This is a genomic window from Shewanella morhuae (genome assembly GCF_003028295.1).
GTDB classification, from domain to species: domain Bacteria; phylum Pseudomonadota; class Gammaproteobacteria; order Enterobacterales; family Shewanellaceae; genus Shewanella; species Shewanella morhuae.
Genome location: NZ_PYSG01000002.1, coordinates 261,086 through 285,708, shown reverse-complemented (window position 1 = coordinate 285,708; position 24,623 = coordinate 261,086). Strand labels below are relative to the sequence as shown.

General features: G+C 43.0%; 15 protein-coding genes and 1 pseudogene. 9 read left to right on the top strand and 7 right to left on the bottom strand.

The genetic code is table 11. The features are described 5' to 3' along the window. The first annotated feature begins 331 nt into the window (after nucleotides 1-331). Nucleotides 332-4,066 carry a methionine synthase gene (metH, locus tag C9I43_RS01780; RefSeq protein ID WP_107881737.1) on the top strand — a complete coding sequence of 1,245 codons (3,735 nt, stop codon included), beginning with the start codon at nucleotides 332-334 and terminating at the stop codon, nucleotides 4,064-4,066. A 403-nt stretch (nucleotides 4,067-4,469) separates the two neighbouring features. Here the strand turns inward: metH and C9I43_RS01775 are convergent, their stop codons facing one another. Further along, nucleotides 4,470-4,784, bottom strand: coding sequence for a hypothetical protein (locus tag C9I43_RS01775; RefSeq protein WP_107881734.1), 315 nt, complete (start codon nucleotides 4,782-4,784; stop codon nucleotides 4,470-4,472). Nucleotides 4,785-4,998: 214 nt separating this feature from the next. Then, nucleotides 4,999-7,197: an AAA family ATPase gene (locus C9I43_RS01770; protein WP_107881732.1), complete on the bottom strand. Its 2,199-nt coding sequence runs from the start codon at nucleotides 7,195-7,197 to the stop codon at nucleotides 4,999-5,001. 1,171 nt (nucleotides 7,198-8,368) lie between these two features. Between C9I43_RS01770 and C9I43_RS01760 the strand changes: the two genes are divergently transcribed. From C9I43_RS01760 to C9I43_RS01735, 7 genes and pseudogenes are all read left to right on the top strand, one after another. Continuing rightward, nucleotides 8,369-9,316: a LysR family transcriptional regulator gene (locus C9I43_RS01760; RefSeq protein ID WP_107881730.1), complete on the top strand. Its 948-nt coding sequence runs from the start codon at nucleotides 8,369-8,371 to the stop codon at nucleotides 9,314-9,316. Between the two features lie 265 nt (nucleotides 9,317-9,581). Continuing rightward, nucleotides 9,582-10,790, top strand: coding sequence for a NupC/NupG family nucleoside CNT transporter (locus C9I43_RS01755; RefSeq protein WP_107881728.1), 1,209 nt, complete (start codon nucleotides 9,582-9,584; stop codon nucleotides 10,788-10,790). Nucleotides 10,791-11,273: 483 nt separating this feature from the next. Continuing rightward, a pseudogene (locus tag C9I43_RS19190) lies at nucleotides 11,274-12,056 on the top strand (PAS domain-containing protein); the annotation flags it as partial. Between the two features lie 63 nt (nucleotides 12,057-12,119). After that, nucleotides 12,120-12,596, top strand: coding sequence for a methyl-accepting chemotaxis protein (locus C9I43_RS19185; protein ID WP_373455343.1), 477 nt, complete (start codon nucleotides 12,120-12,122; stop codon nucleotides 12,594-12,596). A 460-nt stretch (nucleotides 12,597-13,056) separates the two neighbouring features. Further along, nucleotides 13,057-15,942, top strand: a complete 2,886-nt coding sequence (locus tag C9I43_RS01745) for a xanthine dehydrogenase family protein molybdopterin-binding subunit (RefSeq protein WP_107881723.1) — start codon at nucleotides 13,057-13,059, stop codon at nucleotides 15,940-15,942. Beyond that, on the top strand, nucleotides 15,939-16,472 hold the full coding sequence (locus tag C9I43_RS01740) for a (2Fe-2S)-binding protein (RefSeq protein WP_076501104.1): 534 nt from the start codon (nucleotides 15,939-15,941) through the stop codon (nucleotides 16,470-16,472). The genes C9I43_RS01745 and C9I43_RS01740 overlap by 4 nt, the downstream gene beginning before the upstream one ends. Continuing rightward, nucleotides 16,472-17,746 (top strand): cytochrome c, encoded by a 1,275-nt coding sequence (locus C9I43_RS01735; protein ID WP_107881721.1) that lies wholly within the window; start codon nucleotides 16,472-16,474, stop codon nucleotides 17,744-17,746. Before C9I43_RS01740 ends, C9I43_RS01735 begins: the two co-directional genes overlap by 1 nt. 96 nt (nucleotides 17,747-17,842) lie before the next feature. On the opposite strand, the gene C9I43_RS19150 is transcribed toward C9I43_RS01735, so the two are convergent. The 5 genes from C9I43_RS19150 to C9I43_RS01710 form a co-directional block, all read right to left on the bottom strand. Then, on the bottom strand, nucleotides 17,843-19,150 hold the full coding sequence (locus C9I43_RS19150; RefSeq protein ID WP_107881719.1) for a methyl-accepting chemotaxis protein: 1,308 nt from the start codon (nucleotides 19,148-19,150) through the stop codon (nucleotides 17,843-17,845). A gap of 377 nt (nucleotides 19,151-19,527) precedes the next feature. Next, complete coding sequence (locus tag C9I43_RS01725; protein WP_107881717.1) at nucleotides 19,528-20,511, bottom strand: dienelactone hydrolase family protein; 984 nt, start codon at nucleotides 20,509-20,511, stop codon at nucleotides 19,528-19,530. A gap of 448 nt (nucleotides 20,512-20,959) precedes the next feature. Beyond that, the gene (pbpG, locus tag C9I43_RS01720; protein WP_107881715.1) at nucleotides 20,960-21,931 is read right to left on the bottom strand and encodes a D-alanyl-D-alanine endopeptidase; all 972 of its coding nucleotides are present in this window, start codon (nucleotides 21,929-21,931) and stop codon (nucleotides 20,960-20,962) included. A 516-nt stretch (nucleotides 21,932-22,447) separates the two neighbouring features. After that, nucleotides 22,448-23,167: an LrgB family protein gene (locus tag C9I43_RS01715; RefSeq protein ID WP_076501114.1), complete on the bottom strand. Its 720-nt coding sequence runs from the start codon at nucleotides 23,165-23,167 to the stop codon at nucleotides 22,448-22,450. Between the two features lie 2 nt (nucleotides 23,168-23,169). Then, nucleotides 23,170-23,604, bottom strand: coding sequence for a CidA/LrgA family protein (locus tag C9I43_RS01710; protein WP_107881714.1), 435 nt, complete (start codon nucleotides 23,602-23,604; stop codon nucleotides 23,170-23,172). A 121-nt stretch (nucleotides 23,605-23,725) separates the two neighbouring features. Between C9I43_RS01710 and C9I43_RS01705 the strand changes: the two genes are divergently transcribed. Next, the gene (locus tag C9I43_RS01705) at nucleotides 23,726-24,616 is read left to right on the top strand and encodes a LysR family transcriptional regulator (protein ID WP_107881712.1); all 891 of its coding nucleotides are present in this window, start codon (nucleotides 23,726-23,728) and stop codon (nucleotides 24,614-24,616) included. The last annotated feature ends 7 nt before the right edge of the window (nucleotides 24,617-24,623 follow it).

Here is a 24,623-nt window from a genome sequence, read left to right as displayed (position 1 = left end):
AAAAATGGCTTAATGCCAATGAAAACAGCCCTGTTACTTTGCCATTAAAACATTCACTCAATAAATCACCGCTAAAAGTGCTCAAAAACCTCCGATGAGCAGGGTAAATCGTCAGGTGATTTTGGCCTTGCACTGACGATCACAAGTCGCGTACTATGGACGTCCATACGTTTAAACGTCCACGGTGAATATCTAATAATATCGACTGAGCAGAATAAAATGCACCGAGCATAATAAAGGTCGATAGTTAGGCAGTGCTGTGAACCGAATCCTGTATTTAATCCTAGGCTTAATCATGGGCTTAGCTTAGCTGTATTTAAGGTAGCTATTTATGACGATACCCTCTACAAAAGCCAGTCAAATTTTGGCAGACATTCGCAAACAGCTTGCGGAACGCATTTTGATCTTAGACGGTGCTATGGGCACTATGATCCAAGACCACAAGCTAGAAGAAGAGGACTATCGCGGCGAACGCTTTAAAGATTGGCACACGGATGTTAAGGGTAACAACGACTTATTAGTCTTGTCGCAGCCACACATCATCAAACAAATTCACACCGACTATTTAAACGCCGGTGCCGATATTATTGAAACCAACACCTTTAACGCCACCCCTATCGCTATGGCCGACTACGACATGCAGTCGCTGTCTGCCGAAATTAACTTTGCAGGCGCCCGCCTCGCCCGCGAAGCCTGTGATGAAGTAGCCGCAGCCACAGGTATTCCGCGCTACGTTGCAGGCGTATTAGGCCCCACTAACCGTACCTGCTCGATTAGCCCAGATGTAAACGACCCAGGCTATCGTAATGTGAGCTTCGACGAGTTAGTAAGCGCTTACCGAGAATCCACTAAGGCACTGATTGACGGCGGCGCAGATATCATTATGGTCGAGACCATATTCGATACCCTAAACGCCAAGGCCGCACTGTTTGCTATCGAATCAGTATTTGACGACTTATTTGGTCAGCATTCTGAAAACAGATTACCCATCATGATTTCGGGCACGATTACCGATGCCTCGGGCCGCACACTGACCGGCCAAACCACCGAAGCTTTTTATAATTCCCTGCGCCATATCAAGCCGTTATCCATCGGTCTTAACTGCGCTTTGGGGCCAAAAGAGCTGCGCCCCTATGTCGAAGAATTATCGCGCATTAGTGAGTGTTATGTGTCGGCGCACCCTAACGCGGGTCTACCGAATGAATTTGGTGGTTACGATGAAACCCCTGAGGATATGGCGAGCGTTATCGAAGATTGGGCGCGTGAAGGCATGCTCAATATTATTGGTGGTTGTTGTGGTAGCACGCCAGAACATATCCGCGTTATTCGTGAAGCCGTTGATAAACACAACCCACGCGCGTTACCTATCATTCCCGTCGCCTGCCGTTTAGCCGGTTTGGAACCACTGACTATCGACGCGCAGTCTTTGTTTGTTAACGTGGGCGAACGTACTAACGTCACAGGTTCAGCCAAGTTCTTAAAGCTAATTAAAGAAGGCAAATTTGAGCAAGCGTTAGATGTTGCCCGCGAGCAAGTTATCAACGGCGCACAAATCATCGATATCAACATGGACGAAGGCATGATCGATGGTGCTGAGTTTATGCATAAGTTTTTAAACTTAATCGCCTCAGAGCCCGATATCAGTCGCGTGCCGATTATGATCGACTCCTCTAAATGGGAAGTGATTGAAGCGGGCCTCAAATGCATTCAAGGCAAAGGCATAGTTAACTCGATTTCGTTAAAAGAAGGCGAAGCCAAGTTTATTGAACAAGCCACCTTAGTTAAACGCTACGGCGCGGCGGCCATTATCATGGCGTTTGACGAGCAAGGTCAGGCCGATACTAAAGCGCGTAAAATTGAAATCTGTACCCGTGCCTATCGGGTATTGGTCGATAAAGTCGGCTTTCCGCCAGAAGATATTATCTTCGACCCGAATATTTTTGCCATTGCCACCGGTATTGATGAACACGACAACTATGCCGTCGACTTTATTGAAGCCATTAAAGAAATTAAAGCCACCTTGCCACACGCGATGATCTCGGGCGGCGTATCGAACGTGTCGTTTTCGTTTCGCGGTAACAACCCAGTCCGCGAGGCGATTCATGCGGTATTTTTATACCATGCCATTCAAGCAGGCATGGATATGGGCATTGTTAACGCTGGTCAGTTAGCCATTTATGACGATATTGATCCTGCGCTTAAAGTGTTAGTCGAAAACGTGGTGCTTAACCTACCTTGCCCCATTGCCGATTCAAGCAACACAGAACAGTTACTTGAAATTGCTGAAAAATACCGTGGCGATAACGCGCAGGTCGGTAAAAAAGAAGATTTAGAATGGCGCAGCTGGCCAGTGAGCCAACGTTTGGCACACGCGTTAGTGAAAGGCATTACCGAATTTATTGATGAGGACACCGAAGCGGCGCGCCAAGAAGCGAAACGTCCGTTAGATGTGATTGAAGGTGCCTTGATGGACGGCATGAACGTGGTCGGCGATCTATTTGGTGCTGGTAAAATGTTCCTGCCACAGGTGGTTAAATCAGCGCGGGTAATGAAAAAAGCCGTCGCTTATTTGAATCCGTATATTGAGCTTGAAAAGGTCGCTGGCCAATCTAACGGCAAAATCTTGATGGTGACAGTAAAAGGTGACGTGCACGATATCGGTAAAAATATCGTTGGCGTAGTGCTAGCCTGTAACGGTTTTGAAGTATTTGATTTAGGCGTAATGGTATCGGTTGAACGCATTCTTGCTGCGGTTAAAGAACACAATATTGATATTATTGGCATGTCTGGGTTAATCACCCCAAGCCTTGATGAAATGGTGCATAACGTAAAAACCTTCCAGCGCGAAGGCTTGACCATTCCAGCCATTATCGGCGGCGCTACCTGCTCTAAAATCCATACTGCGGTAAAAATTGCTCCCCATTATCCCCACGGCGCTATTTACATCGCCGATGCATCACGGGCTGTGCCTATGGTTAGCAAGCTGATTAATAACGAAACTCGCCAAACCACTATAGACGCCGCCTATGTGGAATATGACGAAATGCGTATTAAGCGTTTGTCGCAAACCAAACTCAAACAAATTACCACCATTGAGGCGGCGCGTGAAAACCGCTGCCAACACGATTGGGAAAACTACACACCGTTTACACCCCATGTACTTGGCCGCCAAGTGTTTGACGATTATCCGTTAGCAGATTTAGTCGAGCGCATCGACTGGACCCCGTTTTTCCGCTCGTGGGAATTACACGGACATTATCCTGAAATCCTCACCGACAAAGTGGTCGGCGTCGAAGCGCAAAAGCTGTTCGCCGATGGCCAAGCGATGCTCAAACAAATCATCGACGAAAAATGGCTCACGGCGAAAGCGGTTATCGGTTTATTCCCCGCCAACACCGTGAATCATGATGATATCGAGCTGTATACCGATGAGTCGCGCACCACTTTAGAAATGACCACTCATCACCTACGGATGCAGTTAGAACGAGTCGGTAACGACAACTTCTGTTTAGCCGATTTTGTTGCCCCCAAAGACTCAGGCGTCGCCGATTACATGGGCGGCTTTGCGGTCACTACAGGCCACGGCATTGACGAACATGTGGCGCGTTTTGAAGCCAATCACGACGACTACAACGCAATTTTGCTTAAATGTTTAGCCGACCGTTTAGCCGAAGCCTTCGCCGAGCGGATGCACGAGCGAGTACGTAAAGAGTTTTGGGGATATGCAGCCGATGAGCAGTTAAGTAACGATGCGTTAATTCGTGAAAAATACAAAGGCATACGCCCAGCACCGGGTTATCCCGCCTGCCCTGATCACACCGAAAAAGGCTTGCTGTGGGATTTACTCAAACCCGATGAAACGATTAATTTGAACATCACCGAAAGCTATGCCATGTTCCCGACCGCCGCCGTATCGGGCTGGTATTTTGCCCACCCGAAATCACGTTACTTTGGCGTAACCAACATCGGCCGCGATCAAGTGGAAGATTATGCCAAGCGCAAGGGGATGAGCATTGAGGAAACAGAAAGGTGGTTATCACCAATATTGGATTATGATCCTGAGTAGAGAGTGATCCCGACTGATTTTTAGAAATAGTCAGGATCTTTATTACGCTAACGCGGTATGAGATCTAAGATCGGTCTTGCGACCGAAAGGTCGTGGGGCTTCACCCCACACCCGACCAAGGAGGACTGCTCGTCCTATCCTCCTTGGATTCTCCAAGACGCCCCTAGCGAAGTTACATGCATTAGTGACTGGCTTCGTGCTTATTCGAAAATAGCTAACGCTTCCGATGGGGCGTCCCTTCCCCCCGAAAGCTACGCAGACGTCCTGTCTGCGTCACGCTATTGTCTTCAACGCCCTTCAGCAACTTCGCAGGGGATAGGTGAAATTTTGTGGCATTAGAGTTAACTTTTCGCATTGAAAGAGTTATGCCAGTCTTATCTCAACTTTTCATAAATATAATATTTTAACTGTAAATACCCCAATCACGAGGTAAAAACCAGTTTGTTTGCCACGTAACAAATTCACTTGGACAAAAATCCTCATTTAGAAACTCTAAATTCACTACTTGAGCAGGTAGAAGCGATAATACATGATTTTTTTGATCGCTCTCATAGTCCCAAAGGTGATAACGATCATCTTTATTAAGCGCGCGCCGACTAGGGCCAAAATCCATCGGCGCGCACAATCTAGTTAATTGCCTACCATCCTCTTTAGAAAAGAATGTAAGCTTAATTTTTGTCTTTGCATGGATAGAATCAATAAACTTAGCTTTCTGCATGGTGTAATCCTTATAAACCATTGATTAATTAGTAACAAAAAAATTACATACACTATACCGTACCATTTTTAAATTTCATACAACATATAACTAAACTGAACTTTACTAGCGTATAAAATTAAAACTTAATGCTTAATGCTTAATGCTTAATGCTTAATGCTTAATGCTTAATGCTTAATGCTTAATGCTTAATGCTTAATGCTTAAACCAGAAATTAATTTAACTTACAAACAGACTGATACAAACTAATTAAGTGATATACAGAAAGATCCATCAATGGTTCATACATGAATGAATTAATGTGTATATTCTCAGGTGTCATAAGAATAACTTGACCAAGAACATTCTTGATCATTTTTTCCTCATCGGAGGGGGGGGAGCAAAACTCAGAAATGTAACGATCGTATAACTTCCCTGTTTGCATACCATTAATATTGGATTTATCAGAAATCTTTGACCATAAAAAATCTTCTGCCTTCAGTCTAATCGCAATAGATAAAGAAACTTTATTTTCTAGTCTGACCTCATTAACAACTGGAGTTTCACATAAGTCATTAGCAGTGTCATATATATAATCAACAACTAAACAACTTTTATCAACCATAGGGCTAAATGATAAATTATTAATAGTTGATGATATAACAACCTCTAAATCTGACAATCGTAAGTTACGTGTATTCCTCTTCACATCATCCATATTTATTTTAATGTGCAGTAGCGATGTAAGCAATAAGTAACCATTAGATGAAGTCCCTTCTCTATATTCGATTAGATTCCTAACAAAAGGAATCATCGCCACTATAACTGCAGGATTATTAGAAAAATTTCGCCTCCAAAAATCAAAAGGATTTGATACGTAGTTATCCCCACCATTTAATAATGAAATAGATTTATCTAATTCTTTTTGAGCTATGTATGATGCAGAACGCTTAGAGCTATCTGTTAATACCCTGCTTTGAAATGTTCTATAAAAGTCAAAGTTATGCGTCAAAACCAGCATTCTAAAAAGTTTTTCTTCTGCCATTTCTTTCAAGTATTCAATAATTGCATACTTGTTTTTGTAATCAAATGAGTCAGCAATATCATCTACAATAATGATAGTTCTTTGACCATTAGCTTGCCTCGCTTTAAATTCAAATATTACATAGAGTAAATACATAGCCCTACGCTCACCGACCGAAAGAACGTCTAATGATGTTAATTGTCCTCTATCGAATTTAATGTCCCCTTCACTTTCACTAGCAAACTTAAATACTATATTAGGAGCTGCTGTTCCTAATATAGTATTTATATGGCTTTCAACATCTAAAGTGAATGGCACATGAAATCTTTCTTTAAACACATCAACTGTTTGATACCATAATGTTTCTTCTAATTTAGCTTCATTCTCAATAGCTTCCAACTCCTGTTTATTTGCATCAAACAATGAAAGCAAATTATCAAAGATCTCTTTTTTCTCCAAATAATAAGTACACCATATTACCTTCTTGAAATTATTGATATCAGATAGCTCAGCAGCTATCTCAGGATATTTTTCAAGAATTGATTGAAATACTTTCACTGATGCAACACCTGTCAACAGTTTTTGATTTATTACTTTTAACCTTGGATCTGATAGCAATTCCCTCTTTTCAGCTTCAAAAATACTATCAAATAATTCATGGCTATCAACAATGATATCACGACCATTTAAAATTACTTTATGCTCTGCTTCGAAGAAGCTCTCTTTTTTTAACAACAATGAAATAGCAGTTGCTTTTGATGGACTAAATACGTCTTTTTTAAACAAGCTGGAAGTGGAAATTAATTCATTATAACGATTAATATACTCCTCAATACATGTAATTACTTCTTGTTCACTAAGCAACGCTAAAACTTTGTCATCAAATATATGTTGATATTGTAACTCATTATATGATGCATTAGCCAAATCACTCAGCTGTAACCATCTTACAGCTTCAAAGATATCTCTACAGCCAACATCAGAGCAAAAAACTGACTCAATATCATTTTTTTTAATCTTTGATAAATTATTTAATTCAATAATTAAAGATTTCTTTGATTCAAGAATTGACTTATACAGCAGATCATAACGCTTTTTCTTTTCAGTATTAACTAATAATGAAGAAAGATTCTTAGCATCAAAAGATGGATTGAAGGGTTCAATTACAAGGATTTCCTCTGGTTTAATTCTTTCTCCATCAATATCTATATCACACGACACTTTTCTATTGAACAACTTTTCCTTTGGTTCTTCCCCGTTAGATAGTTGGGAGAAAGTATTTGATAATGAGGTTTTCATTATACCATTTGGAGCATAAATGATATTTGCCCTTACCTGTGAAAAATCAAACTCGTGAGATAAACCACTGATACCATAGCAATTAATCAAATTAACTTTCAATTTATTCACTTACTACTCCTTTTTTGAATTACTCATTGATACCGTTCTTTGTGAATAAGCTAAACAAAGTAATTTTTAGCCAGAAAAATAGTTTTTAATACTCATAATCTTACTTTAGCTGTACTGATTATCCTGAATTGTATGTTCTACCAAATTCCGTTTTGCACCAGTTTTGTAATTGATGAAGCTGACAATGTGTTCGTCTGACTTAAAGCCTTTACTGTCTTCTGGAACCAGAGAACACTTGTTCCCTACTTATTGAAATCATGACAACCTGTCTTTCACAAATTTAAAGGCTTACACCCTACGAACTTGTCAACGGGCGCTGAAGAAAATCACGTGATCGAGGCATGGATGCCGAGATAGCGTCAGTCGAATCAGGGACGAGCGTCTGACGCGATAGCATAAGGGCGCTAAATGCCATCGGGGCTTTCAACTCCGTTGGGGGCGTCTTGGAGCATCCAAGGAGGATAGGACGAGCAGTCCTCCTTGGTCGGGTGTGGGTTGAAGACCCACGACCTTGATTCACCTCGGCCGCGAGGCCGCATTAACTCAACGAACTCAACGCGAAACTGTTAACCCATAACACTCAGTACAGTGCTAGAAACACAGAGCAACAAGAAAATAAGTGCCAAAGCATATTCACTAATTTGCAGGAGGATTGGGGTATCTAAGAAAGAGAAAAGACACATCATCCTGATGCAAGTGACTTATATTACTGATTACCGACAGGTGTTATCGATAGGTAAAAAATGCTCATCCTTGTTGAAAACCTAAGATAGCGTTCTGATTAATTCATGTCTAGTATTTTAATAATATAAATTAGCTAGTTAACCAATTAATTCATCGAAACATAGTGGCTGTCACACTAAGGTCTAATGCCGAATATTTAGCCTACTGGCTTAAATGTTATATTAAGTGAGTGATCAAGCCATGAATGTTACCTAGCTTACAAAGTACCTAAATTTAGCTCAGTGCAGCTGTTCTATTCACGCCATCAAATAACGCTTTCAAATACTTACTTATACCGACTAAAACAACATGAACCGCGCCGTTGTGCTGCTGTACCAATGCCATATAAGGCTATTTCAACATTGAAATCGCGCAGTATTGGTATAAACGGCTGTCGGTTAGGGCTAGGCTAGCTTAAAATAACGTTTTCAATTTTAGAGGGGCCTGCGTGATACAACATAGAGCTAGCCAGATGGTGATATTTCACACTCTGGTGACCAGTGGTAGTTTTACCCAAGCGGCGGCTAAGTTAAAAACCTCGACCTCCTATGTCAGTAAACAAATTGGTGCATTAGAAGCTGAGCTGAATTTACTGCTAGTACAGCGTACCACTCGTACCTTAGTGTTAACCGACGCGGGCCAGCAGTTTGCCCATTACTGTGAGCAAGTGTTTGAGGCAACACAAAATGCCGATGCTATGATGCTCGATGCCCGTGATGATATTAGCGGTACTATTCGTCTAGGTTGCTCGCAATCCTTTGGCACGTTACACATTATTCCTGCGTTAGAAGTGTTGCAGCAAAAATACCCTGAGTTACGCTTTGAGCTGAGCCTGTTCGACCATAAGGCTGACATGCTAGAGGAAGGTCTGGATTTGTGGATCACCAATCATGAGCAGCTACACGAAAGTTATATCGCCCAGCACCTCGCTGAAACCAACTTTGTGGTGGTTGCCTCCCCCGATTATTTACTCAAGCACGGCGTGCCGCACTATCCACAGGAGTTGGCTCAACATAATTGTGTTATCTATCAAAGTAAAAGCCGTAATTATGATCGCTGGAGCTTTGCTAAAAATGACCTTGAGCAAAGCGTGCAGGTGGCGGGGAATTACCGCGTTGATTTAGCGGAAGCGGTGCGTAATGCGGTGATTGCTGGGCGCGGCATAGGTTATGTGGCTACTTATTTACTCAGTGATGAGTTTCAAAGCGGTAAACTGATTCAACTCTTGCCCGATTGGAAACCACTACAGCAAATGCCCGTTTATGTGGTTTATCCAAGGCGACGCCATCTACCGACTAAGTACAAACTGATCATTGACTGCTTAAAGTCACATATTGGTCACCCACCCTATTGGGATAAAAGGCTCAAGCCTTGGCTAGGCAAGGCAGTTACCTAAGCTGTATTTCAAGCAGTCATTGGCCACTGTATTGACACCAAGTCGTCTGTGGCGTGATATCGATTATTGCCGCAGACACAAATATTATTTCCTGTCGGCAACAATAAGCCGGTTAGTTTTTATTATCCTTCATAAACAGTAACTTAAACTGCTGCATTTTCAAGCTCCTTTATCGTAACAGCCCAGTAACGCCCCCGACTTGCCCTTACTATTACTCAGCCTACAATGCGCGACTTCTTCCTTCACTAAAAAGAACAAACCCATTATGACCGGGATATTAGGCATGATTAGCATACTGTTTTTTGCATGGTTACTATCAGTGAACCGCAAAAACATTCCTTACCGTACAGTGATTTTAGCCCTAGGTTTACAAATTCTGTTTGCCCTGTTGGTGCTCTACGTGCCTGCGGGTAAGTCCGTATTGCAATCGGTTACCGCTGGTGTATCGAGCGTAATAGCCTACGGCAACGAAGGGATTGGCTTCTTGTTTGGCGATCTTGCCACGGGTAAAGTCGGCTTTGTATTTGCTATCAATGTGTTAGGTATTATCATTTTCTTCTCGGCATTGATTTCAGCCCTATACCATATTGGCTTAATGCCTAAGGTGATCAACATTATTGGTGGTGGACTGCAGCGTTTTCTGGGTACCGGTCGCGCCGAGTCTTTGTCTGCTACGGCGAACATCTTCGTTGGCATGATTGAAGCGCCGCTAGTGATAAAACCTTATTTAAAGCACATGAGCGACTCGCAGTTTTTCGCGGTAATGAGCTGCGGCCTAGCCTCTGTGGCGGGTGGTACCTTAGTGGGATATGCCGCTTTAGGTGTCGACCTTAACTATTTGATTGCCGCCGCCTTTATGTCAGCTCCTGCGGGTCTGTTGATGGCAAAAATCTTAATGCCGCCGAGCGAGCATGATAAAAATAATATTGATGAAATCACTTCAGTTGAACTGCCACGCGCGACCAATGTGGTTGAAGCCTTAGCCGATGGCGCAATGTCGGGTATGCGGATTGCCGTAGGGATTGGTGCTACTCTGCTGGCTTTTGTCAGCGTTATTGCCCTACTTAATGGTATTTTAGGTGCTGTGGGTGAGTGGTTTGGTTATAGCTTAAGCTTCGAATTTTTACTCGGTTATTTGTTTGCGCCAATGGCGTGGCTGCTAGGCATTCCTTGGCATGAAGCGATTACTGCTGGATCTCTCATCGGCCAAAAAATCGTCGTTAATGAGTTTGTGGCCTTTATCCAATTGATGAAAGTAGAAGACCAACTCAGCATCCATTCACAGGCCGTTGTCACCTTTGCCCTGTGTGGTTTTGCAAATATTTCGACTATGGCAATTTTGATTGGTGGGCTAGGTAGCATGGTGCCAGAGCGCCGCGAGTTTATCGCCCGTAATGGTTTTCGCGCCATTGCCGCTGGCGTATTGGCTAACCTAATGAGTGCTGCTATTGCCAGTATTATTCTCTCGTTATAGGTTGAGCCACTGTGTTTAAACACGAGTATATAACTGCCAGTGTTTAGCAGCCGGTATTTAACTACCAGTATTGAGCGGCCGGCAGCTAACTTGCAGTATCTCTGACTTACACAATTTAATCTCAGCTATCAAATCATAAACGAGTGCCTTTACTCAAAATAAACCCCACATCAACGTAAACTTGATGTGGGGTTTATTTTTACCTATTCCCAAAGAGGTAGCCTAAACGATAATATCTGCTCCTTATCTAGTCATAACGCAAAACCAGCATAAACACACTCAAGTAATTGATATTAAATACCTTACACAAAAAATTAAATGTAAAGATAACAAAATGCGAATGGGGCAATTTGTCAGTTAACTACATTTATTTACTACAACTTATGAACTATTTTGTCTGTTAGCTCGTAAGACTTGTTCTTAAATTAACTTATACTTTGTTATGTGTTACATCGACACCTTTCCCTCTGTCTGGATATCTATATGATTTTATTTAGTAAACGCTTAAAAGAAGAGAATGAACTCTTAAAAGAAGAGCTATTGTCAATGCAGCAGGTTAGGGAAAGCCTAGATAGTGAAATGATCGCAATCACCCTTGATGAAAATGGCAAGATATCTGCCATTAATAGCAATTTTATCAATGGGATGCAGTATAAAAACACATCACCTGTGGGCAAGCATTTAACTGATTTAGTGCCTGAACGCGCTAAAAACACCATACACTTTAAACGTATGGCTGATGCATTAAGGCAATGTGAGCACTGGGCGGGTGCGCTTCAAATCATTAAAGGCAACGGTGAAGAAGCATGGCTGGGAGCGATTTTACAGCCGGTAAAATGTAGCAATGGTAGGGTAAAACACTTTTCGATTTATGCTAATGATCTCAGCCATACGATTGAAGAAGCCCAAGAGCACGAAAATTTAACCCAAGCATTACTGCGCTCTACCGCGGTGATAGAATTTAATCTAGATGGTACTGTACTAACCGCTAACGATAACTTTCTGCGTGCTATGGGGTACAGTAAAAATCAAATCATTGGCAAACACCATAAGATATTTTGTGAGCCAGAAGAATATAACTCAATAGAATATCAGCACTTTTGGGAACAATTGCGTAAAGGTCATTTTGTGGCCAATCGCTTTAAACGTGTCGACAGTCATGGGCGCGTTGTTTGGTTAGAAGCCTCCTACAACCCGATTTTTGATGGCTACAAACAACTCTATAAAGTTGTGAAATTTGCCACCGACATTACCGACCAAGTGAACCGTGAGCAGGCTATTGCGGAGGCTGCTGATATCGCCTATGACACCTCTCAACACACAGATTCTATGGCGCAAAAAGGCAGTAAAGTGCTACAAGAAATGGTTGAGGTCATGAATAAATTAGCGCTTCAAATGGGCGCCGCCGCCCAAGGTATTGAAGATTTAGATAAGCAATCGCAGATGATTGGCACTTTGGTACAAAGTATTAGTGGCATTGCGGATCAAACCAATTTACTGGCATTAAATGCCGCCATTGAAGCCGCTCGCGCGGGTGAGCAAGGTCGCGGCTTTGCGGTTGTTGCCGATGAAGTCCGGCAGCTGGCCTCGCGCACGAGTAAGGCTACCGAAGAAATCGTTGATGTGGTTTCTAAAAACAAGAAACTCACTGAAAGCGCTGTCAATATGATTGAAGCTGGCAAAAAACAAGCTCAGCTTGGATTAGAGCTCTCTACTGAGTCAGGCAATGTGATGACAGACATCCAAGATGGGGCACAGAAAGTGGTGAATGCTGTGGGTCAATTTACCAACCAGCTCACTGTTTAGCGTTAAGTGAACACCGTTTAACTGTGTTTAGCCAATTGGATGATTAAGTTTTAAAGCTCACTATTTTAAGTTAACAAATTAATTTTAAACAATTATTTTTCAATTCCTTAGTTTTAAATCAAACTAGCCAAGGATGGCTATGCTGCTTATTTTGATTCATCGGCAAATAACGTTTACTCAATATAGCAAAGGCTAACCATCTGATTATATTCTATATAACACAGCTAATTAATAATATCAGGCTAATTAACACCCGCATGACGGCCTTTCTGCTGGCGGAGTAAAAATAACGCTATTATCGCCCTAAGTTTGCATTTTCATCCTGAGATGCTAACGTGAATAATGATGTTTTTTACTCAATACCTGTCAAAGCGACATCATTTCAATCAATAAAGATCATACCTGACGAGATAAGCCAACAAATAACTAAAATACACAGAAGCACAACTAAGGTTGATATATGGAACCCTCTACTACATCGCGCCGAAATTTTATCAAACAATGTGTTATTGGCGGGGTTGCCGTATATTCGGCCCCTTTATTATGGGAAATGAGTCGCGCCAATGCGGCGATGGTATCGCCAGAACTCGCCGCTCAATGGCAAACACAGGTCAATGGCCAATTCAAACCCAAATTTCGTAACGACGGCATAGCCAAAGTCACCGGACAAAAAGTGTATGGCCGTGACTACCGCGCCATGGATATGCAAGGTTGGCCTAAACAGCAAGGTTATGCGTTTATTCTACGCACCACTGACGCAGCCCATATTTACCAAGGCTTTTCCCTCGACCATCTGCCCGCTTCAGCTAAACCCTATAAGGTGATTACGGCGGCGGATCTTGTCCGAGATAACATTACCTTGCCAGAGTTTTACGGTGACAACATGCTGTTGTCTGAGGGAAAAACCGCAGACTATCTCGGCCAAGCCGTTGCCATATTATTGTTTGATAATTTCCCAGCGTTTAAACAAGCAAAATCTTTATTACAATTTGACGCCAATTTATTGCAGTTTGGTGAAAAAACCGCATTTGTATCTGAGTCAAAAGACCCTTATGCCACTTGGCGGTTGATACGCGTTGAAGGCGAAAATGGTGCAAGAGAAGATATTTATAGCCCATTGCACGACGGGTTATTTTTCCCCAGTGTGAAAGACCGTAAACCAGAGTGGTTGAGTAATCCTAATGCCCAAGGCTCAGTGTCAGAACGTGGGATTTTTTATGCTGGTGAGATAGATAAGCAAATCACTGACGCCAAGGCCAATCAACAATGGCAAGTGCTAGAACGAGAATATCGCACTCAAATCATCGAGCCAATGATGATGGAACCCGAGGCCTTTAATGGCTGGTTTGACGCAGCTAGCCAAACATTTCATACAGTGGTTACCTCGCAATCGCCACAGGATTTTCAAGAAATGGCCGTACATATGCTGTCATCTGGGCCACTGGCGGGCAAGGTCAAACACTTAGTTGTGCACTCGCCTTATATCGGCGGCGGTTTTGGTGCTAAAGATCACTCGATATTTCCTTATTATGGCGTGCTCACTGCTATGTATGCCAAGGGGCCTATTCGGCTCGCCAATGACAGATTTGAGCAATTTCAATCTGGCCTTAAACGTCATCCGTTTATCATGAAAAGTCGTTTAGCGGTTGATAAATCGACTTTAAAAATTCAAGCATTAACGTCACAGATGACAATAGATGGCGGTGGACGTGTCAACTTTACCCCTTCGGTCGCCTCCGTTGGGGCAACGGCGATGCAAAGCATTTACTACACTCCGCGTAACGATATTACTGCCACCGCTTATGCGTCACGTAACCCTGATGCGGGGTCGGTGCGTGGTTACGGCACGCTGCAATCGATGACTGCGATGGAATGCATGATCCACGAAATTGCCGACGAATTAAAAGTTGATCCCTTTAAACTGCGCGCCGCTAACGTGATGGAGTCAGGCCAGCGTAATACTCAAGGCGCAATTCCAAATGGCACTTTGCGCTATCGCGAAATGCTCGACATGGCAGAGCAAGATAGCGTATGGCAAAACCGCGTAGCCAGTAAAAAAGACTATGAAACCAAACACCCAGGAATGCGTTACGGGGTTGGGTTTGCTATTGCCACTAAAGATTATGGTACAGGCGCTGCGGCGCCGAGCGCGGTAATTCGTTTATCCAAAGAAGGTAAAATAGCCCTAGATATTGGTTTTATTGAAATGGGCACTGGCACGCAAACCTCCCAAGCAGTATTGGTCAGCGATGCTCTAGGTAACTTTGCCGATGAGGTTAGGCTCGCCGAGGTCGATATTTGGAAAGCAATGCAATTAGTACAAACGGATAACCCTTATATTATTTCACAGCAACGCCAAGATGAAATGGCGGCTAACCCTCGCTGGACGCCTGTTAAAGCGATGGCATCGTCAGCATCAATGTCGGCCTATTATCAAAGTCATGTAACCCGTATCGCCGCTGAACTTATCTATCGTCACGGTTTATGGCCTGCGGCGGTATCAATTTGGAACGAATTGTATTTCAACACTCCAATGGGTTCGACTAATTTGCATAATTCCCGCGATGGTCGCTGGGTTGACGGTAAATTAACCGCATTGGGCTTTCCCCCCTTGTCGATAGATATCATTGCCAAACGTGCCCACGACATGGGATTAGTCGTTGGCGTGATGGGCCATGCCTTTAATCGCTGGGCGTGGGCCGAAGCCGATTTTGACATTCTTGGCACTAAAGAGCGTTTAGCGCTGGATGCACTCGCGCTGCAATACGGTGAAGCGAGTCCGACTTTTGCAACCACTTTCAATCCCAAAGACCGCCAAGCCAGCATGACATCTAACGGCTATCACTTAATCGATCGTCAAGCGATTAGCTATCCAAAGGCCGAGCTAAACAACGCGATGGTGACTTACTACGCCCCCTGTGCCACCTTGGTAGAAGTGGCGATTAATGAAGGAAATGGTGAGGTCACATTACTGAGTGCTCATACTTGGTTAGAGGCGGGTAAAGTGATCGTTAAAGAGCTGGTCGAAGGACAAATTCAAGGCGGACTCGCCATGGGAATTGGGCATGCACTGCATGAAGGTTTACCCCCCTTTGAAAATGGTGCGGGTAATGGCACATGGAATCTGAATCGCTATCAAGTATCGTTAGCAAGGCATGTGGGGGTGTGGAAACAACGCCATACTATTTTGCCGCAACTATCTGACACAGATCCCACCCGTGGTATTGCTGAAGTGGTGATGATCCCAGTGGTCGCAGCTTTGATTGAGGCCGTGTATCAAGCAACTCAAGTGCGTTTTTACGAATTACCAATGACCGCGAAAAAAATTAAGGAGGCCATGGCATGAGCCAGTCTATTAAACTGACCATTAACAACCAAGCCGTAGGCCCGATTGATGTCGCTGATGGCGTGATGATGATTGAGTTCTTACACGAGTACGTCAACCTCACTGGTACTAAATTTGGTTGCGGTGCAGGCGTATGCCACGCCTGCACTGTGTTAGTCGATGACGAGCAAGGCATTAGCGAAGTAGTTCGTACTTGTATCAATGGTGTCGAGCGTTTTAATGGTAAACGCATTCGCACCATTGAAGGGCATGCCAAACAAAACTCCCTTGGCGAAATTACCGCGCTAAGCCCTGTGCAAGAGGCCTTTTTAGAACATTTCTCCTTTCAATGCGGCTGGTGCACCCCTGGGTTTGTTAACGAATCGACCGCGCTACTTGAGCGGCTAAAGCGCAAACCTATTGCTAAAGATCAAGTTGAAAAAGTCATTGAAGATGCATTAAGTGAACATGTATGCCGTTGTACTGGCTACGTAAAATACTATGCTGCCGTTAAAGATCTGATCCTCAACACTAAGGGGTTAACCCTGTGATGATATCAAGCCACCAGCGCCATTTCCCGCGCCTTAAAAGGATACAAAATCTGCTGAGCCATAACCTACTACTCACTTTAGGTCTAGGTTTGCTCGCCTGTTCCAGCAGCGCTGCCGATGATAGCAATAGCAGTAAAAGTAGCGATATTGCCCGTGGTGCTTATCTAATGAAGATAGGCGACTGCGTGGCTTGCCATACCGCTGTAGGCGGCCGCGAACTAGCCGGTGGCCTGCCATTTGAAACCCCTTTTGGGGCGGTGTACTCAACCAATATCACCTCCGATAAAGAAACCGGCATTGGTAAATACAACTACGAAGACTTTTTTGATGCCATGCACCATGGCGTTGGTATTAACGGCAATCTCTATCCTGCGATGCCCTACACCTCCTACAGTCTGTTAACCGATGAAGATACCAAAGCAATTTATGCCTATTTGATGAGTACCAAACCCATCAAACAGGCAAACCGAGACAATGATGTATCTTTTCCATTTAACTTACGTTTTGGCCTTAAGGCATGGAACTTAGTCGCCCACGATGCCAAGATATTTACTCCGAGCAAAGACAAGAGTGAGCATTGGAATCGCGGTAATTACTTAGTTAATGCTCTCGGCCATTGTGGTGAGTGCCATACGCCGCGCGACTCGTTATTTGCCATGGAGCAAGATAAGCACTTTCAAGGTGCAATTATCGAAGGGCTTGAAGCATCAAACATTACTCCTAGTGAACTTAACCGACAAAACTGGACACATGGGGATCTAAAGTCGCTATTTACTAAAGGTTACTCCCGTAAAGGCACGGTTTTTGGTGGCATGTATCCTGTGGTATACCATAGCTTTAGTTATTTAACCGATGACGATATGCAGGCAGTCAGTAGTTATCTACTCGATACTGATGAGATTATTGAACCACAAGCTCTCACTTTTAATGGCCACAAGCCAGAGTTACCAGGCTACACGCTCTATAAAGGTTATTGCGCTGGTTGTCATGGCCAAAATGGCGAAGGTAAACCTAATGTTGCCCCCGCAATGGCTGGCAATGCCACATTAGATAAAGCCAGTGTGCACAATGTCGTTGCTGTGATGCTTAAGGGAATTAATAGCCAGCATTACAATAGCACCACCAGCTTTTATGCTATGCCAGGTTATGCTGATGAGTTACACGACGAGCAAATTAGAGACTTAGCAAATTATCTGCGACTCACTTGGAGTACGCAGCCGGGTAATCTTGATGTGAAAACCATACATAATTTAAAAGAAGTCATACTAAAATAATGCTAATCACCTGAATATTCTAATATTAAAATCCTCAAAAAAAGCCAACCTCAAGGTTGGCTTTTTTATAAATGGAGATTTTACTAAAGATGGCATTTACGATTTCATGGTATCGACCATTTCAACAAACCGCGCGACGCCTTGAGTTATTTCACCTAAGCCCCTTGATACTTCACTAATACTTTCTTGACCATGCAGTGCGATACCCGAGACTGAACCCAGCATTTCGCCCATCTGATTAATGAGTGAATGATTAGTTTCGACCACTCGGGCGATTTCAGCGGTGGCTTCAGCGGTATTATTGGCCAGTTTACGCACTTCATCGGCCACGACTGAAAAGCCTCTTCCGGCATCACCTGCGCGCGCGGCTTCAATAGCCGCATTTAATGCCAGTAGATTAGTTTGGTCAGCAATAGAGCGAATGGTAACGACAATCTCAGTAATACTTTTTGACTGTGCTTTAAGCTGTTCACCCGTTTGAGAAGCAGATTTAACCCGAGCGGCAATGTCGCAAGAAGTTTGTACCGCATCATTTAGAACTTGTACTGCATTACTGGTAACTTGACTGGTTTGTTCTGAGGTCACAGCCGCTTGCTCCACGGCATTAAGCGCAGCAGTAACTCTTGCTGTGATATCAGAGGCAAATTTAATCACTTTATAAACAACCCCATTTTCATCAAAAATAGGGTTGTATGTTGCCTCTAACCAGATAACTTCCCCGTGTCCGTTGATCCGCTTAAAGCGCCCAGAAAAATGCTGACCTTGGGATAATAAGTTCCAAAAATTAGGGTTAGCGCGATAATAACTCTCTTCACAAAATAATTTATGATGCTTACCGATAATATCGTCTTGTCGGTATCCCATGGTATCGAGAAAGTTTTGATTGGCTGAGAGTACAATTCCCGATGGGGTAAATTCAATTGTCGCCAATGATTTATTAAGCGCTTCTAGCACAGCATTTTGATTCTTGAGTGCGTTTTGTATTGTAGTAATGTCGTTAGCCACTTTAAGCACTTTAGTGACCTTGCCAGTGCTATCAACAATCGGAAAATAACTCGCCTCAAGGTAAATAGGTTGCTTATTTTTTTTAAAACGTAAGAAAGTCCCGCGCTGGGATTTACCCGCTGCAAGATCTTGCCAAAACTGTTGATACTCTAACGATGAGGTGTAGTGATTATCGCAAAAAATTCGATGATGCTTACCTACAATATCAGATAACTGATAACCCATAGCGGCAAGAAAAAGCTCATTCGCATCTAAAATGGTGCCATCAGCACTAAAGCTAATATAGGCCGTATTCACTTTGACGGCATTCAACTCATCTTCGATAGACATCAAATATCGAAGGTGTTCAGCATCTAATTGTTTAATATTGTCATTTTTCTTTTTGCTCGTAAAAAACATATTATCTATCCCTATAAAATATAACACTCCTTACCTATGTCTCGCGGCAAACGGTTATAGCAAAGCAAGAAAAATTCGATATTCAATTGCAGCTCTTGGTATACAAGATATTGAAATTCATCTAGTTCATCATAAGCTTATTTATAAGATAGTGTGCAAAAAGCAACATGTCCACAACATAATGATTTTGGGTTAATAGTTTGAAAATTAACCCGCGATAAGACTAAGTTATATGTAAGTACGCCATCAATTTTATTAACTCGCAACCCGACTAAAAATGATGGGTTATCGCCGAGGTACGGTTGTACACTCACGCAACCCATCATTCTTTAAGTGCATTCTTTAAGTGTAGTTAACTCAATAAATAAGACGGCATATTACTCGCCACGCAGTTTTGTTTCGAAAAAAGCTAAACTACGCGACCAAGCAAGTTCTGCAGTGGCTTTATCATATCGGCCAGTGGAATCGTTATGGAACCCGTGCTGTACATTCGGGTACAGGTACGCAATATAATCGGCTTTATTGGCTTTTAACTGAGTTTCGTATTCTGCCCAAGTGTCATTAACGCGTTGGTCAAGCTCAGCAAACTGCAACATTAATGGGCCCTTTACCTGACTGCGTAAAGGTATAGCCGCTGGGGTTCCATAAAATGGTACGCCCGCATTAAGATCATCAGCAATGGTGGCGGCTAACATATTGACGATATAACCGCCAAAACAAAAGCCGACTGCTCCCAATTTACCATTGCTCTGCGGATGAGCTTTTAAAAACTGCGCCGCGGCAATAAAGTCTTGTTCTATTTTGGCTTTATCTAAACTACTTTGCATGGCGCGGCCCGCATCATCATTACCGGGATAGCCACCCAGTGAATACAGTGCGTCGGGAGCAAAGGCGATATAACCTTGCGCCGCTAAACGGCGGGCAACATCTTCTATATAAGGATTTAAACCTCTGTTTTCATGTATAACTAATACCACTGCGGCTTTTTTACTGGGATCTAAACTTCTCGCTTCACCATCGGTGCTTGCAGCAATGAGTAATTCATCGGGGATCACTAAATAGCCGCGCCCTTCACCATAGCCATTGGGTGAGGGAAACTTCACATAACTTGCTTGAATAGCGGGGTCATTAAAGGACACTTGCTCGGCGAAGGCATAATTTGGCAATAATGCCCCCGTAAGCGTGGTCATGGTAAATCCTAACGCGACGAGCCCTGCAAGGCGCCCCATAAACTCACGGCGATCAATAATGCCGTGGGCATATTCGTCATACCAGTCAAAAGCTTCTTGCGGAATCGCAGATGTATTACGTTCAATCCGCGGGTTTATTGTCACTTGAGTTTGCTTATCTTGTGGTGCCATGTTGTACCTCCATTGAACAAGCTAACTACTGGTAGTCTGTTTTCCCTAGCTTGAGAGTTATAAAGTTGTGAAGATGCACTAGAGAGTAAAGGAAGAATTGCACCAATGGCAATGTTAGCGGTTGCCATTTTGTAAATAACACTCGATCTATATCAATGAGGGTATTGGCGTAATAATCAGCAGATAGCAAAAAACTCAAAATGCAGGTGATGATTCGAATTAAGCCTGTTCGACGATTACTTAACTCTAGAGCAATATATTGAAGGGAGATAGGTGGGCCATTAACTTCAAAATGATCAAATGTTTCGAACGAGACGACCTTTAAGGTCGTCTGCCGAGAATTAATTAACACACTTATTAACGCACTTATTTACACATTACTTGCATAGAAATTTATGATTTAAATGTAATTAACGCTTTGTTTAAATTAATTAAAACCATTACAACCTTAGGTTTTGCTCAACTTAGCTAGTTGCTGCTGGCTACGTTGTTTTTTATACAGCTTTGCTTCGGCAGGAATAGGAGTCACTTTACCCGTTTCTAACCAGTTACGTAGACGGTTAGCATCGGCAATATGTGTATATTTACCGTAGGCATCAAGCACGACAAAGGCGACTTGGCGTTTTGCCATTTCGGTGCGCATCACTAAACAATGCCCCGCTTCGTTAGTGAAGCCAGTTTTAGTCAGATGGATATTCCAGTTATCTTTATAAACCAATCGGTTAGTATTACGAAAATCTAAATTGTATCTTGGCTTAGCAAAGGTAACTGTCTTTTTTTCGGTCGAGCTTAATTGGCCTAGCATAGGATAACCCTCACTGGCTTTAAGCAGCACGATAAGATCGCTAGCGCTGGAGACGTTTTTATAGGACAAACCCGTAGGTTCAACATAGCGGGTATTTTTCATGCCAAGCGCTTTAGCCTTGGCATTCATTGCCTTAATAAAAGCTTTATGGCCACCGGGATAATGGTGGGCAAGACTTGCAGCAGCACGGTTTTCAGATGACATTAACGTCAGCAGTAACATATCTTTACGGCTAATCTCACTGCCAATACGCACCCGAGAATAAACGCCGCGCATTTCTTTTGTATCACTAATATTAATTGCTAACTTTTGATCCATTGCGAGTTTTGCATCAAGGGTCACCATCGCTGTCATCAGCTTAGTCACTGAAGCAATGGGCACTACAGCATTAGGATTACTCGAATATAAAACCTCATTGGTTTTAAGGTCAACCACCATGGCACTACTCGATGCCACCTCTTGCTGTTTCATTATTACTTTTTTAACGCTACTTTTGCTGGCATAGCTAGCATAGTTAACTGGGACAGGAGCCGAATCGGCAGAATGCGCTGTCGTGGCAACAGTCATACTGCTGCATACAAGGATAAAACTACTGAGTAGTAAACGGATCTTCATTTAAGTTTCACTGAATAAAAAAGGAATCGATTGTGCTATGGCACAAGGTTTGGCTAAGTATAGGAGTTCTTCAGCGAAAGAAATAGAATGTAAATAGATTTTTATCTGCAAGATCAGCACTTTCTTGCCGATTTGACGATGTTAAATCAGCTTAACCTGTCATTAACTTTCAATAATCGAGCGGCTAGATACAAACTTTTGACCTACTACAGTCAGTACCTCTTTAAAAAAGAGTTTTTACAGTAGAATCATTGGCAATGAAAATAATATACAAGTTTTTATACTTCCCACGAAAACTACACAGTAAGATCAGTTAAAAATGCGTTTGGGATATTCTAAAGCGCCCACTAATACAATGTATTTCAACTTAGTACAGCATGTCATATTTTAGCGGATTAATCTCACGCAAAAAAAAAGGCGCATAACTGAGAAGGTGTTAGCGCCCGAAGAGGCAAATTTGCCAAAATTGAGATGTGTAAATTCAAGCCATAAAACTCACGCGATAAAATTCAAAATTTAGATAAAGATCAAGGCAAAAATAGGAGCGCCTAGCACCATAGCAATACCAATAAAAATCATCGTTAAGCTGGCGATAACCCCTTCTTGCTGGCCAATCTCATTAGCTTTCGCAGCGCCTGCACCATGGGCTGATGCGCCTAGGGCAACACCTTTACCTAATGAAGTACGAATCCGCATGAATTTGAATAAAGGCTCACACACCAACATACCAATCACGCCAGTGATTAACACCATCATGGCTGTTAATTCAGGTACACCGCCAAAAGCACTGGTAGCCTCCAGCGCGAAGGGAGTCGAAACCGAGCGCACTAGCAAACTCTTAGACAATTCCACCGGTAAGGGAACAAACTTAACGAGCAGCCAAGAAGAAATCATTCCTAAAAATAAGCCCGCGAGCACTCCTAAAGCAATCGTCAGTGGATATTGGCGGATAAGCTTACGCTCACGGTAGATAGGCAAAGCAAAGGCAATCGTTGCTGGTGCTAACATAGCCATCAACCAATGGGTATATTCGAAATAAGTAGGTAATGGTATTTCAAGATTAAATACCAACAAGGTAATCACTATCGGTGCTAATACTATCGGCGCCAACCACCAGACTCTATGGTATTTGTACAAACGTTTAGCGCCAAAATAACAAAATACGGTAAGCAGTAAGCTAAATAAAGCTAACCCCGTTTGTGACATGACAAAATCAACCACATTTGAATTAGCCATAGCTAAGCTGCCTTAGCGTGGCGACGGGCCTGCTTTTTGATGTTCAGTTGGCGTTCAAAACGAAACACTCTATCGACGACAAAACCAGTGCCAAACATCACACACACACTACCCATCACTAAGGTGAACAAGATATTGGTGCCGTATTGCTCAAATAAGGCCTCGTACTTAATCACTGAAATCACTGGAGGGATAAAAAATAACAGTAATTCACCAATCAACCAAGCGGCGCCTAGTTGTACTGCATTTTCAGGAATTAGTTTAAAACCCAATAGAAACAAAAGGACAGCTAGGCCAATCACACTTCCAGGGATCGGAGAATGCGCCCAAGTCGCGAACCAGTGGCAAGCAAAGGACAGTAAACAAAAGAGGCCGATTTGGGTTAATAACAAAGCCCAATGTCGACATTGACGTATTGCGGCTTGTGGGAATGACATGATTTTCTCGGTTAGAACAAATTTTCTATGGGGCTATTCTAGGCTTGCTTATTTGATAAAAAAAATGAATATTAAGAATGTAATACATAAATTTTAGGAATACATTAAAAGGTGAATCCAGGTGGATCTCAAAGTCATTCGTTATTTTATCGAAATCGTTGATGCCGGAGGCTTTGGTAAGGCCAGCGAAAGAGTTCATCTCACGCAACCTGCGCTATCAAAAGCCGTGCGCCAATTAGAGCTGGAGCTCGATCTTATCTTACTCGAACGCGGTAAACGCGGCACCCATGTCAAGCTCACCCCCGCCGGTGAAGTCGTCTATCGCCATGGCAAGGACTTACTCGCAGGCAGGCAACGCATGCTTGCTGAACTCACGGCGCAGCGCAGCTTAACGGCTGGCGAGCTCAAACTCGGGTTAGCTCCATTAGGCAGTGCGGAAATTTTTGCACCTATTATTGCCAAATATCGTCAGCAGTATCCGCAAATTGACATGCACTTGCTCGTCCGTGGTGGCGTAGAACAAACCGCAGCGATCCAAAAGGGCGAAATTGAACTTGCGACGGGCATTATTGATGTTGATGATGGTTATGAGGGTATTCGTGTATTTAATGATCCGATGGTCGTCGTGCTACCTAAAGAAAATCCTTTATCAACTAGGGATATACTACTATTTAGCGACCTTAGTAATGAACCACAAGTGATGTTCGAAACTGAGTATACTCTTTACCAATTAGTGCTCAAAGCCTGCCAACATGCCGGATTTATCCCTAAAAATATTACTCGTGTTAGCCAAGCTGATTTTGGCATAGCCTTAGTTGCAGCGGGGACTGGCGTGATGGTATTACCGCGATCAATTGCGCGGCGTTACAGCGTGTCTGGTGTGGTGAATATACCGCTGGCGAGTGATGAGCTACGCTGGGAATTATCACTATTTTGGCGTAAAGATCAGGTTTTGTCCTTCGCCGCACAAGCCATGATTAATTTAGTCAAAAAGCACTTAACGCAACAATAATGCGGTT